Here is a 15,547-nt window from a genome sequence, read left to right on the forward strand (position 1 = left end):
TCGCCGGGCCTGCCACCCATGCGCGGCCCGGCGAAGGCCGCCCAGGCCATCGCCCGCCTCGAAGCCGCGGCACCCCGCCACCCCGCCATGCCATCGATACTCCGTGCCTGGCACACCCTCCCCGCCTGGGCCAGGTCCGAGGCCCCCATGCCGGACACGGCCACCCTCTGCCACGGCGACCTGCACCTCGGCCAACTGGTCCGCCACCCCGCGACCACCGGCCCCTGGCGTCTCATCGACGTCGACGACCTGGGCGTGGGCGTCCCCGCCTGGGACCTCGCCCGCCCGGCTGCCTGGTACGCCTGCGGCCTCCTGCACCCGGACGACTGGACCCGCTTCCTCACCGCCTACCAAGAGGCCGGCGGCCCCGCGGTCCCCGCACAAGGCGACCCCTGGCCCCTACTGGACGTACCGGCCCGCGCACTGACCGTGCAGACCGCGGCCCTGGCGATCGCGAAGTCCGTCCCCGCAGGCCGCCCCCTCGACGACGCGCAGCGGTCCGTTGTGGACGCATGTGACCGAATGGGAAGCATCCCGCCGGAGTTGGTGGGGCCTTTCCCGAAGTAGGGTGCAACCGACCGCAGCCGGACAGTGTCTGTCCTGGCGTAACGCGAAGCAGGACCGAACGGCGAGGAGTTGAGCCGAACCATGCACATGCAGTGTCCGAAGTGCCATGCGCCGATGCACACCTACAACCGCAGTGGCGTACAGATCGAGCAGTGCAGCGGCTGCCGCGGGATCTTCCTCGACTACGGCGAGCTGGAGGCCCTGACCCGCCTGGAGGGCCAGTGGGCCGGTGGCCCGGGCGTGCCCCCGCCGCCGGCCGCCCCGCAGTACCCGGCGGGTGGCGGTCACAACGCCCCGGCCTGGGGCGCCCCGCACGGCGGTCACCATGGTGGGCACCACGGCGGACACCACGGGGGTCACCACAACCGTGGCTTCGGCCACATGCTGTTCTCCAGCTGAGACGGGTGGGGCGCTCCGGCGCCCTTCGCCCGCACGACGAAGCCCCCGGCCGTATGAGACGGCCAGGGGCTCGGTGTGTGTGGACGATACTGGGATTGAACCAGTGACCTCTTCCGTGTCAGGGAAGCGCTCTCCCGCTGAGCTAATCGTCCTCGGGATCACAGCCGGGGCTGTGGATCTTGCGTGCGCGATACTGGGATTGAACCAGTGACCTCTTCCGTGTCAGGGAAGCGCTCTCCCGCTGAGCTAATCGCGCGGGGTGAAGCCGTACGGCTCCAGAAGCCCTCAGGCCTCAGTGGACGATACTGGGATTGAACCAGTGACCTCTTCCGTGTCAGGGAAGCGCTCTCCCGCTGAGCTAATCGTCCTTGGAGGTGGAGACGGGATTTGAACCCGTGTAGACGGCTTTGCAGGCCGTTGCCTCGCCTCTCGGCCACTCCACCAGGAGTGCGGGGGTCGGGAAGATCCCCCACGTTCCTGCGAGCGGACGACCAGGTTCGAACTGGCGACCTCAACCTTGGCAAGGTTGCGCTCTACCAACTGAGCTACGTCCGCTTGTCGTTTCCGTTTCGCTTCCGCGTCCCGGCGACGAGTTGAACTCTAGCGGATTCCGGTGCCAGTACAAAAACGCGTTTGTGCAGCGTGCTGCGGTACGTCCAGTCCGGGACCCGGTCGGGCCCACCCCCGGGGCACCCGTCCTAGACTCGACTGCGTGCCCGACCTCCCTCCGCTCGCTCGCTTCGGCGACCTCGTGGCCACCGGTCTCACCGATGTGACCAGCGACGCCGCCGCCCTGGACTCCTCCGGCTTCTGGGCCGTGTGCGCGGACTACGAGGGTGGTCTGGTGTGCGCGCGTTTCAGTGACGTACGCCGCGAGCCCTCGCCCGCCCCCGTGCCGGGGGAGTGGCACGGGCCGCGTGTCGACGACTGGACGTCCTCGCTCGACCGCGCCGCGTACACGGCGGGTGTGCGCCGGATCCGCGAGCACATCGCCGCCGGCGAGGTGTACCAGGCGAACCTCTGCCGGGTCCTGTCGGCCCCCGTCGCGCCGGAGGCCGATGTGGACGCCCTGACCGCGTTGCTGGCCCGCGGCAACCCGGCCCCCTTTGCAGGAACGATTCTCCTCCCGGGGCACGGCGTCGAGATCGCCACCGCCTCCCCCGAGCTCTTCCTGCGCCGCGACGGCGGGGTCGTCGAGTCCGGCCCGATCAAGGGCACCGGAGCCACCGAGGCGGACCTCCTGGAGAAGGACTACGCCGAGAACGTGATGATCGTCGACCTCGTCCGCAACGACATCGGGCAGGTCTGCGCCACCGGTACCGTGACCGTTCCCGACCTCTGCGCCGTCGAGAAGCATCCGGGGCTGGTACACCTGGTGTCGTTGGTGCGCGGCGAACTGCGCGAGCACGCCGGCTGGCCCGAACTGCTCGCCGCCGCCTTCCCGCCCGGCTCCGTCACCGGGGCGCCCAAGTCGAGCGCCCTGCGGATCATCGACGCCCTGGAGACCGCCCCGCGCGGCCCGTACTGCGGGGGAGTCGGCTGGGTCGACGCCGACCGGGGCACGGCCGAGCTGGCCGTCGGCATCCGCACCTTCTGGATCGACCGGGCAGCGGGCGAGCTGCGCTTCGGCACCGGAGCGGGCATCACCTGGGGGTCGGACCCCGAGGCGGAGTGGCGCGAGACCGAGCTGAAGGCCGCCCGGCTGCTCGCGGTAGCGTCAGGAACGTACGAGGCGAGTGGGAGGACCCCTACGTGAAGATCTGGCTCGACGGCGGACTGCAGGACACCGACTCCGCCCGTGTCTCCGTCCTCGACCACGGACTGACCGTGGGCGACGGCGTCTTCGAGACCGTGAAGGCGGTCCGGGGCCGGCCGTTCGCACTGACCCGCCACCTCGACCGGCTGGCCCTCTCGGCACGCGGACTCGGTCTGCCCGAGCCCGACCTCGACGAGGTGCGCCGCGCCTGTTCCGCCGTCCTGGAGGCCGAACCGGTCGCGCTCGGCCGGCTGCGCATCACCTACACCGGCGGTCTCTCCCCCCTCGGCTCCGACCGCGGCGACCACGGCCCGACCCTCGTGGTCGCCCTCGGCGAGACCGCCCGGCGGGCCGACTCCACCGCCGCGATCACCGTCCCGTGGACCCGTAACGAGCGCGGCGCCCTCACCGGCCTGAAGACCACCTCGTACGCCGAGAACGTCGTCGCCCTCGCCCGCGCCCACGAACAGGGCGCCACCGAGGCGCTGTTCGCCAACACGGTGGGACAGCTCTGCGAGGGTACGGGCTCCAACGTCTTCGTCGTCCTCGACGGGGAACCGCACACCCCGCCGGTCGCCTCCGGCTGCCTCGCGGGCATCACCCGCGCCCTCGTCGTCGAGTGGACCGGTGCCCGCGAGACCGACCTGCCGCTGGACGTCCTGGACCGCGCCGACGAGGTGTTCCTGACGTCGAGCCTGCGCGACGTGCAGGCGGTGCACCGCGTCGACGCCCGCGAGCTGCCGACCGCCCCGGGTCCGGTGACGGCCAAGGCGATGCGGGTCTTCGACGAGCGGTCCGGGGACGACCTGGATCCGTGACCCGACCGTACATGCGGTTCCGCGCATGCCGTCCCCGTACATGCGGTCCCGTACGCGGTCGCGCAAATGTTGGGGACATGCAGCAGACTCCACGCGCTGCGGGGGTAGAACACCCCTGATGACCACCACCCTGCGGCCCATCGAGCCGCTTCAGCACGCCGCCGACGGGACGCGCTCGCGTCGCTACCAGGTGTGTGTCAACAGCCGTCCCGTCGGCGAGATACACCTCGGCACCCGCCCCGACCCGGGGTCCACGGCCGCGCGGATCCTGGACCTGCGGATCGACGAACCTGACCGGCGTCGCGGCCGGGCCACCGTGGCGGCCCTCGCCGCCGAGGAGGTGGCCCGCGGCTGGGGCTGCCGGCGGATCGAGGTGTCCGTGCCCGTCGGCGCCGAACCCGCCCTGCGGCTGGCACAGACACTCGGCTACGTCCTGCGCAACCGGAACATGAGCAAGGTCCTTGACGGCACCCCGCCCGAACTGCCCGCGGGCAGCAGAGGCCGGCCCATGACCGAGGCCGAGTACGGGCCGTGGAAGGAAGCCGGGCTGGAGGGCTACGCCCAGGACTGGATCACCCGCGGCATGCCGGAGGCGGAGGCGTACGCGAAGGCGGCCCTGGACTACGAGCGCTGTCTCCCGCAGGGAGTGGCCTCCGCGAACAACCTGTGCAGCGTGCTGGAGCACGAGGGAACGCGCGTCGGCACCCTCTGGCTGTGGCTGACCGACGACGACAGGGCCTTCGTGTACGACGTGGAGGCGGACGCCGCCCACCGGGGCCGAGGACACGGCCGTACGCTCATGCTGCTGGCCGAGGCCCAGGCGATGGCGGCGGGGAAACCGGCCATCGCGCTCAATGTCTTCGCCGGCAACTTCAGGGCCGAGTGTCTCTACGACTCACTCGGCTACGAGACGACCGCCCACCACCTCTCCAAGCCGCTGCTCTGAACCGTCGCGGGGCCGCACCGGTCCCGGACGGCTGCGGTGGGGTGCGCGGCCCGGCAGCTGTGGACGGTGGGGATCTCAGGCGCCCCGATCGGCGGCCGACGAGGGTCAGGCGCTCTCGGCCAGCAGTCGGTCGGCGATCTCCTCGATGCGCTCGCGCAGTCCCTCCTGGCTCTTGCCGCCGTCGAGACGCTCGCCACCGATGACGTACGTGGGCGTGCCGGTCACACCGATCGCCTTGCCCTCGGCCTGGTCGGCGTCGACCATCAGGATGTGCCGGCCGTCGATCAGCGCCGTGTCGAACTCCTCGGCGTCCAGGCCGAGTTCACGGGCCGTCTCCAGAAGGAACGGCTCCCCGGCCCGGTCCAGCTCCTCGACCCGGCCGAGCACGGCCTCGACGTACGGCCATGCCCGCCCCTGCTCCGCGGCCTCCTCGGCGGCCTGCGCGGCGGCGAAGGCGTGCTTGTGCTTCTCCAACGGGAAGTGCCGCAGCCGTACGTCGAGCCGGTCGCCGTAGCGGGCCCGCAGCGCGCGGATGTCGTCGAGGGCGCCGCGGCAGTCGGGACACTGGAGTTCGCACCAGACGTCCAGGACGACGGGGGGCGGTACGGGGGAGGAGTCGGTCATGGGATCAGTCTCCCAGCTTCCGGGCCCGCGCCGGACGGGGCCGGGGTGTGGCACCGACCCCGAGACGACCCGGAGATCTCCCTGAGGTCTCCCCGGACCATGGCATATCGGACGCGTGGCGGTGCAGGATGGAAGGGACGCAACGCGAACGCACGACCGAGCACCGCCTGGAGGACCGGATGATTGCCGAGACAGTCTGTGCCGCCGTCTCAGTGGCAGGCCTGGGCATCGCCGCGATCACGGCGTATCGGAAGCGTTTCCTCCGGGCGACCCGTATCGCCGCCTACTCGCTCGTCCCGCTCGGTCTGGTGATGACCGGGGTCGTCGAGTGGGTGGCCGACACCGCGTTCAGCCCGACCGCGTGGGCCGGTTTCGGTGTGCTCGGGGCCGCCTGGTTCCTGTTCGTGACCACCCGCGCCGTGGAGCGGCGCCGCGGGGGCACCGGCAAGGCGCGCAAGGAGGCCGCGGCCCCCCGCGCCGAGGCGATAGCCCCCACGGCCTCGGCCCCCTCGCTGGGCCGGGGCACGCCGCCTGCGGCCCGTCCGGCGGCGACACCTCGAGCGGCGGGTCGGCCGACGGGTTCCGGTGCGTCCGGAGCGGACGACTTCAGCGACATCGAGGCGATCCTGAAGAAGCACGGCATCTGATCGCGGCGGCACGGCCTCCGACCCCTGCGAGGGGGCGCGGACTGAAACGACACAGAAGGTCGGGCAGCGGCGCCGAAGTGATCACGTTCGCTCCGTACGTTGTGATTATGGGCGCACACTCCGTCATTCCGGGTTGGTCGATCGCGCGGAGGGTCTCCGCTGCGTCATCATCGCGGCGAGATGCTGGACACAACACAGAGCGACACCGCCGTCCCGCCCGAGGAGCGGCGAGGTTGTCTCTTCGCGCTCTCCCAGCCACCGCTGATGATCTTCCTAGCGGTGATCGGCTGCCTGCTGCTCATGGCGTCACTGCACGACCTGCTGATGCTGTGAGCTGTAAACGGAGCCCCTGACGTCACCCGTCGAGGGCTCCGTCAGCCCCCGTACGCGCCACCCGGTCCGAGGCCGGCGGTCCGCTCAGCCCGCCGCCTCCTTGCGGCGTGCCCGGTAGGCGGCCACGTGCAGGCGGTTTCCGCAGGTGCGGCTGTCGCAGTAGCGGCGCGAGCGGTTGCGGGAGAGATCCACGAAGGCCCGTCTGCAGTCGGGTGCCTCGCAGCGGCGCAGCCGCTCCTGTTCACCGGCGACCACGAAGAAGGCGAGCGCCATGCCGCAGTCGGCGGAGAGGTGGTCGGTCAGCGACGCTCCGGGCGCGAAGTAGTGCACATGCCAGTCGTAGCCGTCGTGATCGGTGAGCCGGGGGGTGGTGCCCGCCGCGGCGACCAGCTCGTTGATGACCGACGCGGCCACGGCCGCGTCGGGGGCGGCGAAGACCTCGGCGAACCGGCCACGGATCTTGCGCACGGCCGCGAGGTCGAACTCCGACAGCACGCCGACCTCGCTGATGTCGTGCTTTCGTACGAAGTCGGCGAGCGCCGCGACCGTCGCGAGCCCGTCGGTCGCCGTGTCATTCTCCGGCGCGGTGTTCACCAGATCGACCACGGCGTCTAGGGAACACCGGGTGTCGTGGGTGATCAGCACGTTTCGCTCCCTGGCCTGCGAGGGTCGGGCGGGCGCCCGCCGATGCTGGCCGATGGTAATGGCTCGGCGAGGCGGCGGACCGGTGTGGACCGTCCTGAGGCACCCCTGGAGCGCCCTGGTACGAGCGAAACGGGTCAGGGGCCCGATTGGTGCCCGGCCCCGGTTCGCGCGGCCACGGCACGGCGACGCCGCCGCGCGGAGGTCCGCGCGGCGGCGTCGCCTGGTCGGCCTGAAGCCGTATTCGGTTGTCCAGGCCCGAGCCGTCTCCCCGAGTGGACGGCGCCGGGCAGCTCTGTGGGCCTCGCCGCCTAGCTTTCCGCCAGGATGTGCGAGAGCTCCTGATCGAGGTCGAAGTGCCGGTGTTCCGTGCCGGGCGGCACGGCGGCGTCTGTGCGCTTCAGGAAGGACTCCAGGGCCCGCGCCGGGGCTTCGAGGAGGGCTTCGCCCTCCGGGGAGCTCAGGGCGATGCACACGACGCCCTGACCGTGACTGCGCGACGGCCAGACACGGACGTCACCGGTGCCGGTGGGCCGGTGCAGGCCCTCGGCGAGGAGGTCGCGGGCGAACACCCATTCGACCGTTTCCTCTGCTCCGGTGTGGAAGGTGGCGTGCACGGCGTAGGGATCGGCCGTGTCATACCGCAGTCCCGCTGGAACGGGCAGTGAGGACTCGCTCGACACAACGAGGCGCAGGTGCAGCTCGCAGCTGACCGTGGTGTTCATAAGCGCCAAGGCCTTTCGCTCAGTGTGCGCTCGGGGATTCGCACGTCGGCGAAATCGACATGCCACCTACGGTGCCGTTGTAAACCCCTCTGGGAGTTTTGCGTCGCTTTTGGTAGCTCATCCGGCCGAGACCGACTTCTGTCGGTACGACCATTCCGGTGACGGGTTTCTCTCCGGTAGGGTTTGGCCGTATGGATACGGGGAGTTACGGGCCTGGGGAGGCCGCCGTCGCGGCCGACGGAACGAAGAGTGACACCAACGTAGCGAACAGTGAGGCCGATGTGGCCAAGGACGAAGCGCCGCTCGGATCCCGTGCGCCGGAATTCGTCAGAGCGCGGCGGATGCTGCACCTGAGCTGGCAGGTGGCCATCTTCGTCGTCGGCCTGGCGGTGGTGATCGCGGGTGTGATCATGCTTCCGCTGCCCGGACCCGGCTGGGTCGTGATCTTCGGCGGCATGGCGATCTGGGCGACCGAGTTCGTCTGGGCCCAACTGGTGCTCCGCTGGACCAAGCGGAAGGTCACCGAGGCAACCCAGCGCGCCCTCGACCCCAAGGTGCGGCGCCGCAACATCATTCTGACCTCGATCGGCCTGGTGATCGTGGCCGGCCTCGTCGGTTTCTACGTCTGGAAGTTCGGCTTCGCGATGCCCTGGAACATCAAGAACCAGTGAGCCCCGCCGGGACCACGCCGGGGATTCCCGGCGTGGTCGGAGGCACCCCCTGACATGGGGTAATGTTCTTCCTGCATCCGGGCGATTAGCTCAGTGGGAGAGCGCTTCGTTCACACCGAAGAGGTCACTGGTTCGAACCCAGTATCGCCCACCGGATGATGGCGGCCCGGTCCACGGAAACGTGGACCGGGCCGCTTTTCGTGGTGGTGGCCGGGGGACGTCTCGGCGTGCCGCCCGGCTCCTCCGTTCTCCTGGAGGGCGGGGTGCGGCGGCAGGTCTTCCGGCGGCCGCACGCGGCCGCGGTGACGCCTCCGGCGCCTCTGTGTCTGGCCGGATCCGGTGCTTCTGCGTCCCTGTGCGGCCCTCCCGCTCGGTCGGCCCGCGGTGCTTCGTGGGCGGATCGGGAGCGGCGGCGGGGCCGAGTCCCACTGACTCCTTTCAATCTCGTTCGTCAGACGCCCGCGAGCCCTCTTCGTGTTCGGCCGGTCGACCGCAACTCGCCGACCTGCGCTTTCAGTTGACCGGCCGTCACCTGCGGGGCCGCATCGCTGGGCCTGTCGCCCACTCCGCTTTCCATCAATTCCTGTCCGAATCATTGACGTCTCCTGAGGGGCTCCGTACCTTGTGCCAGCAAGCGCTTACTTGAAACGATTCATGGCGCGGGACGCAGCGTCGCGGGGAGGCTCAACCATGCAGCAAAACAGGAACGTTGAGAGGCGGACGGTCCTCAAGGCGGCCGGAGCCTCACTGGCCGTCGCGGGGTTCGGGGCTACGGCCACGGCCTGTGGCGGCGACAGTGGCGCGGGGGACGGGACGGTGACGATCCGTTACGCCTGGTGGGGCGCCGAGGACCGCGCCGAGCGCATCAAGAAGAGCATCGCGCTTTTCGAGAAGAAGTACCCGAAGATCAAGGTGAAGACGGACTTTCAGCCGTACCTCGACTTCTGGAAGAAGTTCAACACCCAGGCCTCCGGTGGAAATCCGCCGGACGTGTTCCAGAATGCCATCGGTTTCCTGCGGAAATATGACGCCAAGAATGTGCTGCTCGATCTCAAGCCACAGGTCGAGGCGGGCAACCTCTCCCTCGACGGCTTCAGAGCCGGCCTGGAGAAGTTCGGCGAGGTCGACGGAAAGCTGCTCGGGGTCCCGGTCGGTTCTAACTCGATGGCCCTGGTGATCGACAAGCCCGTCTACACCAAGTCCGGTGTGAAGCCGGAGCAGGGGTGGACCTGGGACGACTTCGACGCGGCGATGAAGAAGATCCGCGACAAGGCGGGGCGCGCCGGCGACAGCGGCCTGTACGGCGTGATGTACCTCTACGACCTCTACCTGCGCCAGAACGGCAAGGCGTTCTTCACCGAGGAGGGGCTCGGCTTCACCGAGGCGGACCTGAAGTCCTGGTGGTCGAAGGCCGAGAAAGGCATCAAGGAGGGGCTCTACGCCGACCCCAAGAAGGTCGCGCAGATCAAGCCCAAGTCCGCGGTCGCCGCGGAGCTGGCCGCAGGCGAGTTCACCTGGGACAACTTCACCGTCCGCTACACCTCCGAGGGCAAGAGCGAATACGGTCTGGCGCCCATCCCGACCACTGACGGCAAGAAGACCGGTCAGTACCTCGGCTCCCTCATGCTCAGCGCGTCCAAGCGCACGCAGCACCCCAAGGAGGTCGCGCAGTTCATCGACTTCATGGTGCACGAGCCCGAGGTCGCCAAGATCATGGGCTACGACCGCGGAGTGCCCGCGACGCAGGCCCAGTACGACGCGTTCAAGCCGACCGACCCGGTCAACAAGGCGATCGCCGAGTACGAGGAGTCCCTCGTCGCGGCGGGCGTCCTGGAGCCCATCACTCCGCACCCGAACGGCGCCGACATCTGCGAAGCCGCCTTCCTGCGCATCGCCGAGGAACTGGGTCTCGGCACCCGCACGGTCGACGACGCCGTCAAGCAGTTCTTCACCGAGTCGAAGACGGCTCTCGGCACCTGATGGGAACCACCGTGACACACGCCCCTGCGACGGAGGGCCTGTCCAAGGACCAGCGCTCCGAGCCGCGGCACGGTCCGGCCGACGCTCCGAACCCCGCCGCACGTCTGCGGCGGGGCCGCCGGGAGAACCTGGCTGGCTATCTCTTCATGTCCCCGTGGATCGCCGGGTTCCTGCTGCTTACAGCGGGCCCGATGGTTGCCTCGCTCTACTTCGCCTTCACCGACTACAACCTGTTCGACGCGCCCAAGTGGATCGGCCTGGACAACTTCTCCGAGATGTTCGCCGACCCGCGCTGGCGTCACTCGGTGCGGGTGACGCTGTGGTACGTCGTCGTCGGCACGCCGCTCAAGCTGCTGCTGGCCCTCGGTGTGGCGCTGCTCCTGGCCCAGAAGCGGCGTGGGCAGGCCTTCTACCGGGCGGCTTTCTACGCGCCCTCGCTGATCGGGGCCAGCGTCTCCATCGCCATCGTCTGGAAGGCGATCTTCTCCGACGACGCGATCGTCGACCGGACGCAGCAGATCTTCGGCATCGACGTCGGCGGCTGGACCGGCGACCCGGAAATGATCATTTACAGCCTGGTCGCCCTCACGGTCTGGCAGTTCGGCGCTCCGATGGTCATCTTCCTCGCCGGCCTCAAGCAGGTGCCGCGTGAGCTGTACGAGGCCGCCGAGGTCGACGGCGCGGGCAAGTGGCGGCGGTTCTGGAACATCACCCTGCCGATGATTTCGCCGGTCCTCTTCTTCAACGTCCTGCTGGAGACGATCCACTCGTTCCAGATCTTCAGCTCGGCGTACATCGTCGGCGGCGGCGCCGGAGGCAACGCCTGCGGTCCCGCGGACGGTTCGATGGTCTATACCTGTTATCTGTACGTCCAGGGCTTCGAGAACAGCCGGATGGGTCTGGCCTCCGCCATGGCGTGGCTGCTGCTGGTCGCGGTCGCCCTGGTGACGGCGGTGCTGTTCTGGTCCCAGAAGCGCTGGGTGCACTACGAGGAGGGTGCCTGATGAGCGCACAGGCCACCGAGATCACCCCGGCCCCGGCCAGGCGCGCGGGCGCCCTGCGGCGCAAGCTGCCTGGCTCCCTCGCCTGGCACATCGGGTCGCTCGCGATCCTCGCCGTGATCCTCTATCCGGTGATCTGGGTCATCGGCGGCTCGTTCAAGAAGAGCGAGGACATCGTCGGCAGTCTGGACCTACTGCCGAGCGACCCGATCACCGGCAACTACGCGCGGCTCGCCGACGGCATCGCCGACATCCCGATCTCCACCTTCTTCGTCAACTCGCTCACGCTCGCGCTCGGTTCGGTGCTCGGGATCGTGGTGTCCTGCTCGCTGACCGCGTACGCCTTCTCGAAGATCAAGTTCGCGGGCCGCAATCTGCTCTTCACGCTGATGATCGGCACGCTCCTGTTGCCGTACCACGTCCTGCTGATCCCGCAGTACGTGCTGTTCCGCAACATGGACATGATCAACACCTACACCCCCCTGCTGCTGCCCAAATACCTGGCCACGGAGGCCTTCTTCGTCTTCCTGATGGTGCAGTTCATGCGGAACCTGCCCAAGGAGCTCGACGAGGCCGCCCGGCTCGACGGCTGCGGGCACTTCCGGATCTACTGGTCGATCGTGCTGCCGCTGTGCCGGCCCGCGCTCATCACCAGCGCGATCTTCACGTTCATCAACTCCTGGAACGACTTCATGGGCCCGCTGATCTATCTGAACGAGCCCGACAAGTACACGGTCTCGCTGGGTCTGAAGATGTTCGTGGACCAGGACGGCGTCGCCAACTACGGCGGCATGATCGCGATGTCGCTGGTGGCGCTGCTGCCGGTGCTCGCGTTCTTCCTCGCCTTCCAGCGCTATCTGATCGACGGTATGGCCACGTCCGGTCTGAAGGGCTGAGGTGAACCGACCATGGCCCTCGTCCGCACCCGCCCCCGTACCACTGCCCGCGACCGTGCGAAGGCGGCCGCACCCCGTGAGGAGTCCCTGCTCGCCGAGCGGTTCGCACTGTTCGCCGAGTGTCTGCTCACGGGGGTGTGGATCGCGCTGGCCGCGCTGCCGCTGGTGACGTACCCCGCCGCGTTCGCCGCGGGCTCCCGGCATCTGCGACGCCGTACGACCCACGAGGGCGGCGGCTGGCGGGAGTTCGTGGCCGACTTCCGGGCGGCGGTGCGCGGGGGCTGGCTCGTCGGGCTCGCCGGGTGGGCGGCGCTCGCGGCGGTCTGGGTGGATGTCCAGGCCGTGCGCGCCGGTATCCCGGGCGGGCCGCTGGTCGGCGCGATCGGGGTCCTCGCGCTGATCGGCGCCGCCGTCGCCGGGCTCCGCGCGGCGGCGGTCTGGCGGCCCGGAGCAACCTGGCGGGCCCTGCTGGGCGCGGCCGGGCGGCGGACCGTGCTCGACCCCGCCGGATCCTTTCTGCTCGTCGGCGGACTGGCCGTGGTGGCCTGTTCCGCCTGGTTCGTCGCGCCGCTCGCGGTCCCCGTGCTCGGGGCCGTCGCCGCGGCGGCCGTCGCCGTGGAGGAGCGGTACCGGCGCCGTAGCTGACCGAGCGGCGATGCACCGCACCAGGTCGGAGCCTCCGGGGCGCCGCACCTCCCTCTGCCATGCCCCTGACTACCCGCACGCATGACTTCCCGTTCGGAAAGGAAAGGCCATGTCCCCCATCGACCGCAGGTCCCTTCTCAAGGCGGCCGCCGTCGCAGGAGCCGCAGCGCAGGTCAGCTGGGCACTAGGGAGTTCGAACGCGCAGGCCGCGCCCAGAGCCGAGGCCGCGGAGGCGGACCCGGTGACCCTCGACTGGTTGGAGGACGGCGGCCTCGGCGCCGCTCCCGGCTCGACCGTGGGTGTGCCGTGGCCGAAGGGCGCCTACGAGAAGGAACAGTCGTTCTCTTTGACGGACGCGGACGGCGCATCCGTGCCGGTGCAGTCGTGGCCGATCGGCTACTGGCCCGACGGCTCCGTGAAGTGGACCGCGCACGCGGTCGGAGCGGGCGCCGGCTCCGGAAAGCTCACCCTCGCCGCCGGCAGCCCCGCCGCGCCGGAGAAGAAGGTCACCGTCGACAAGAGCGGCGGCACCATCGACGTCTCGACCGGCGTCATCACCGCGAAGATCGGCAAGTCCGGCTCCACCCTCGTGAAGTCCGTGCGGCGCGGCTCCACCGAGATCGCCCACACCGGCCGGCTGGTGCTGCTGCGCCAGCCCGAGATCGAGGACGGCGACCAGGGCGCCGAGAAGTACGAGCGCTTCGAGAGCTTCATCGACGAGGCCGAGGTCGAGCAGGCGGGCCCGGTCCGCGCGGTCGTCCGCATCGACGGCAAGCACCGCAAGGGAAGCCGCAGCTGGCTGCCGTTCTCGATCCGCCTCTACTTCTACGCGGGCGCCGAGTCCTTCCGCATGGTGCACACCATCACCTTCGACGGCACCCAGGAGCCCGGCAAGGCCAGCGGCGACTTCATCCGCGGCATCGGGGTCCGCTTCAAGGTCCCGATGCGCGACGCCGCGTACGACCGGCACATCCGTATCGGCGGTGAGGGCACCGGCCTGCTCCGCGAGGCGGTCAAGGGCGTCACCGGCCTGCGCCGCGACCCGGGCGCGGCCGTGCGCACCGCCCAGTTCGAGGGCAAGAAGCTGCCCGACCCCTCGACGTGGGACCAGCGGGTCACCACCCGCCTGCAGTACATCCCCGAGTGGGGCGACTACACGCTCTCGCAGCTGTCCGCCGACGGCTTCGCCCTCCGCAAGCGCACCAAGAAGGGCCACGGCTGGATCCCGGCCGGCGGCGGACGCAGGGCGAGCGGCTTCGGTTACGTCGGCGGCGCGTCCGGCGGGTTCGCCTTCGGCCTGCGGGACTTCTGGGAGAAGTTCCCCGCCCAGCTCGACATCCGCGACGCCCAGACCGACACCGCCGAGGTCACCCTCTGGCTCTGGTCGCCCGAGGCGCAGCCCATGGACCTGCGCTTCTACCACGACGGCATGGGCCAGGACACCTACCCCGAGCAGCTCGAAGGCCTCAACATCACCTACGAGGACTACGAGCCCGGCTTCGGCACCCCCTACGGCATCGCCCGCACCAGCGAACTGCTCTTCTGGGCACACGAGTCCACGCCCGGCGCCGAGGACATGGCCAAGCAGGTCGAGGCCGTCCGCACGCCCGCCCAGCTCGCCGCCCCGCCCAAGCAGCTCATCAAGGCGGGCGTCTTCGGCAAGCTGTTCTCCGAGCCCGACCGGACCACCGCCGCCAAGGCGAAGATCGAGGACCACCTCGACTTCCTCTTCACCTACTACAAGGACCAGGTGGAGATGCGCCGGTGGTACGGCTTCTGGGACTACGGCGACATCATGCACAGCTACGACCCCAGTCGTCACCAGTGGTGCTACGACGTCGGCGGCTACGCCTGGGACAACTCCGAGCTCTCGCCCGACCTGTGGCTGTGGTTCGCGTACATGCGCTCCGGCCGCGCCGACATCTTCCGCTTCGCCGAGGCCATGACCCGCCACACCGGCGAGGTCGACGTCTACCACCTCGGGAAGTGGGCGGGCCTCGGCACCCGTCACGGCGTCCAGCACTACGCCGACAGCGCCAAGCAGCAGCGGATCGCCAACACCACCTACCGCCGCTACTACTACTTCCTCACCGCCGACGAACGCGTCGGCGACCTCATGCACGCCAACGTCGACTCCGACGAGACGTTCCTCGTCCTCGACCCCATCCGCAAGATCCGCACCGAGCCCTACACACCCGACCGCAACGCCCTGTCGATCGGCTTCGGCACCGACTGGTCCGGGCTGGTCTCGGCGTGGCTGACCGAGTGGGAGCGGCGCGGCCCCAAGTGGGAGAAGGCCAAGGCCCGCGTGCTGTCGACCATGGAGACGATCGCGGCTCAGCCCAACGGTTTCGTCCAGGGCACCGGGCTGTACGACCTGGACACCGGCAAGTTCGCCGTCGCGGACAAGCCCGTGGTCGGCGTCTCGCACCTGTCGGCGATGTTCGGCCTGGTCGAGATGTGCGCAGAACTCCTCGACCAGATCGAGATGCCCAAGTTCAAGGAGGCCTGGCTCGACTACTGCCGCTACTTCAACGCGACGAAGGCGGAACAGGCCGCCCGCTACGGCTCCAACTTCGGGACACTGCTGCTCTTCCAGGGCCATTCGCGCCAGGACGCGTACGCGGCCGTGCAGTTGAAGGACGACAAGCTCGCGGCCCGCGCGTGGCGGCAGTTCTACAACAGCGCCGACACGTGGGACTACAAGGAGTCGACCGACTGGACCACCAAGAAGATCGAGGGGCCGACGGCGCTCGTGCCGGGCAGTGAGGCGGCGTGGGTGTCGACCAACGCGACGGCGCTGTACGGGTTGGCGGCGATCCAGAACCTGGCGTTGGTGGGCGACAAGATGCCGTAGCGCTCCGCTGGGGGTGCCGGGGGGTTTCGGGGTGCCTGGG

The 15,547-nt window shown here is 69.6% G+C and carries 16 protein-coding genes and 6 tRNA genes; 14 read left to right on the plus strand and 8 right to left on the minus strand.

Annotation, left to right across the window (positions count from 1 at the left end):
• A partial coding sequence (locus P1P70_RS26600) for a phosphotransferase family protein (protein WP_319242011.1) occupies window positions 1-567 on the plus strand: 567 nt, incomplete at its 5' end.
• Between the two features lie 87 nt (window positions 568-654).
• A complete protein-coding gene (locus tag P1P70_RS26605) occupies window positions 655-966 on the plus strand; it encodes a zf-TFIIB domain-containing protein (RefSeq protein WP_184898708.1) in 312 nt (103 codons plus the stop codon).
• Window positions 967-1,046: 80 nt separating this feature from the next.
• Here the strand turns inward: P1P70_RS26605 and P1P70_RS26610 are convergent.
• The 5 genes from P1P70_RS26610 to P1P70_RS26630 form a co-directional block, all read right to left on the minus strand.
• Window positions 1,047-1,118, minus strand: a tRNA-Val gene (locus tag P1P70_RS26610).
• 32 nt (window positions 1,119-1,150) lie between these two features.
• Window positions 1,151-1,222, minus strand: a tRNA-Val gene (locus P1P70_RS26615).
• Between the two features lie 40 nt (window positions 1,223-1,262).
• Window positions 1,263-1,334: transfer RNA gene (locus P1P70_RS26620), tRNA-Val, on the minus strand.
• A gap of 1 nt (window position 1,335) precedes the next feature.
• Window positions 1,336-1,409 (minus strand) — tRNA-Cys (locus tag P1P70_RS26625).
• Window positions 1,410-1,448: 39 nt separating this feature from the next.
• Window positions 1,449-1,521 (minus strand) — tRNA-Gly (locus tag P1P70_RS26630).
• Window positions 1,522-1,678: 157 nt separating this feature from the next.
• Here P1P70_RS26630 and P1P70_RS26635 point away from each other — a divergent pair.
• The 3 genes from P1P70_RS26635 to P1P70_RS26645 all read left to right on the plus strand — a co-directional run bounded on the left by P1P70_RS26635 (window position 1,679) and on the right by P1P70_RS26645 (window position 4,486).
• Entirely contained in the window at window positions 1,679-2,722 is a 1,044-nt protein-coding gene (locus tag P1P70_RS26635) for a chorismate-binding protein (protein WP_319242013.1), read from the plus strand.
• Complete coding sequence (locus P1P70_RS26640) at window positions 2,719-3,540, plus strand: aminodeoxychorismate lyase (protein WP_319242015.1); 822 nt, start codon at window positions 2,719-2,721, stop codon at window positions 3,538-3,540. The genes P1P70_RS26635 and P1P70_RS26640 overlap by 4 nt, the downstream gene beginning before the upstream one ends.
• A gap of 118 nt (window positions 3,541-3,658) precedes the next feature.
• Window positions 3,659-4,486, plus strand: a complete 828-nt coding sequence (locus tag P1P70_RS26645) for a GNAT family N-acetyltransferase (RefSeq protein ID WP_319242016.1) — start codon at window positions 3,659-3,661, stop codon at window positions 4,484-4,486.
• 105 nt (window positions 4,487-4,591) lie between these two features.
• On the opposite strand, the gene P1P70_RS26650 is transcribed toward P1P70_RS26645, so the two are convergent.
• Window positions 4,592-5,110 carry a DsbA family protein gene (locus P1P70_RS26650; protein WP_319242018.1) on the minus strand — a complete coding sequence of 173 codons (519 nt, stop codon included), beginning with the start codon at window positions 5,108-5,110 and terminating at the stop codon, window positions 4,592-4,594.
• 179 nt (window positions 5,111-5,289) lie between these two features.
• On the opposite strand from P1P70_RS26650, the gene P1P70_RS26655 reads away from it, so the two are divergent.
• Both P1P70_RS26655 and P1P70_RS26660 read left to right on the plus strand, forming a co-directional pair.
• Complete coding sequence (locus P1P70_RS26655) at window positions 5,290-5,757, plus strand: hypothetical protein (RefSeq protein WP_319242020.1); 468 nt, start codon at window positions 5,290-5,292, stop codon at window positions 5,755-5,757.
• Window positions 5,758-5,937: 180 nt separating this feature from the next.
• Complete coding sequence (locus P1P70_RS26660) at window positions 5,938-6,090, plus strand: hypothetical protein (protein WP_319242022.1); 153 nt, start codon at window positions 5,938-5,940, stop codon at window positions 6,088-6,090.
• 84 nt (window positions 6,091-6,174) lie between these two features.
• Here P1P70_RS26660 and P1P70_RS26665 read toward each other — a convergent pair whose 3' ends face one another.
• On the minus strand, window positions 6,175-6,735 hold the full coding sequence (locus tag P1P70_RS26665; RefSeq protein ID WP_319242024.1) for a CGNR zinc finger domain-containing protein: 561 nt from the start codon (window positions 6,733-6,735) through the stop codon (window positions 6,175-6,177).
• A gap of 308 nt (window positions 6,736-7,043) precedes the next feature.
• Window positions 7,044-7,457, minus strand: a complete 414-nt coding sequence (locus tag P1P70_RS26670) for an SsgA family sporulation/cell division regulator (protein ID WP_004002642.1) — start codon at window positions 7,455-7,457, stop codon at window positions 7,044-7,046.
• 191 nt (window positions 7,458-7,648) lie between these two features.
• Between P1P70_RS26670 and P1P70_RS26675 the strand changes: the two genes are divergently transcribed.
• From P1P70_RS26675 to P1P70_RS26705, 7 genes are all read left to right on the plus strand, one after another.
• Window positions 7,649-8,128, plus strand: a complete 480-nt coding sequence (locus P1P70_RS26675) for a TIGR02611 family protein (protein WP_319242034.1) — start codon at window positions 7,649-7,651, stop codon at window positions 8,126-8,128.
• 79 nt (window positions 8,129-8,207) lie between these two features.
• Window positions 8,208-8,279 (plus strand) — tRNA-Val (locus tag P1P70_RS26680).
• A gap of 539 nt (window positions 8,280-8,818) precedes the next feature.
• Window positions 8,819-10,108 carry an ABC transporter substrate-binding protein gene (locus P1P70_RS26685; RefSeq protein WP_319242026.1) on the plus strand — a complete coding sequence of 430 codons (1,290 nt, stop codon included), beginning with the start codon at window positions 8,819-8,821 and terminating at the stop codon, window positions 10,106-10,108.
• Entirely contained in the window at window positions 10,108-11,112 is a 1,005-nt protein-coding gene (locus P1P70_RS26690) for a carbohydrate ABC transporter permease (RefSeq protein WP_060885431.1), read from the plus strand. The genes P1P70_RS26685 and P1P70_RS26690 overlap by 1 nt, the downstream gene beginning before the upstream one ends.
• Window positions 11,112-12,005 (plus strand): carbohydrate ABC transporter permease, encoded by an 894-nt coding sequence (locus P1P70_RS26695; RefSeq protein WP_319242028.1) that lies wholly within the window; start codon window positions 11,112-11,114, stop codon window positions 12,003-12,005. The genes P1P70_RS26690 and P1P70_RS26695 overlap by 1 nt, the downstream gene beginning before the upstream one ends.
• 12 nt (window positions 12,006-12,017) lie before the next feature.
• Window positions 12,018-12,650, plus strand: coding sequence for a hypothetical protein (locus tag P1P70_RS26700; RefSeq protein WP_319242030.1), 633 nt, complete (start codon window positions 12,018-12,020; stop codon window positions 12,648-12,650).
• A gap of 109 nt (window positions 12,651-12,759) precedes the next feature.
• The gene (locus P1P70_RS26705) at window positions 12,760-15,507 is read left to right on the plus strand and encodes a Tat pathway signal sequence domain protein (protein ID WP_319242032.1); all 2,748 of its coding nucleotides are present in this window, start codon (window positions 12,760-12,762) and stop codon (window positions 15,505-15,507) included.
• Window positions 15,508-15,547: the final 40 nt, after the last annotated feature.

Origin of the sequence: Streptomyces sp. MB09-02B, assembly GCF_033794485.1 — a bacterium.
Lineage (GTDB): Bacteria > Actinomycetota > Actinomycetes > Streptomycetales > Streptomycetaceae > Streptomyces.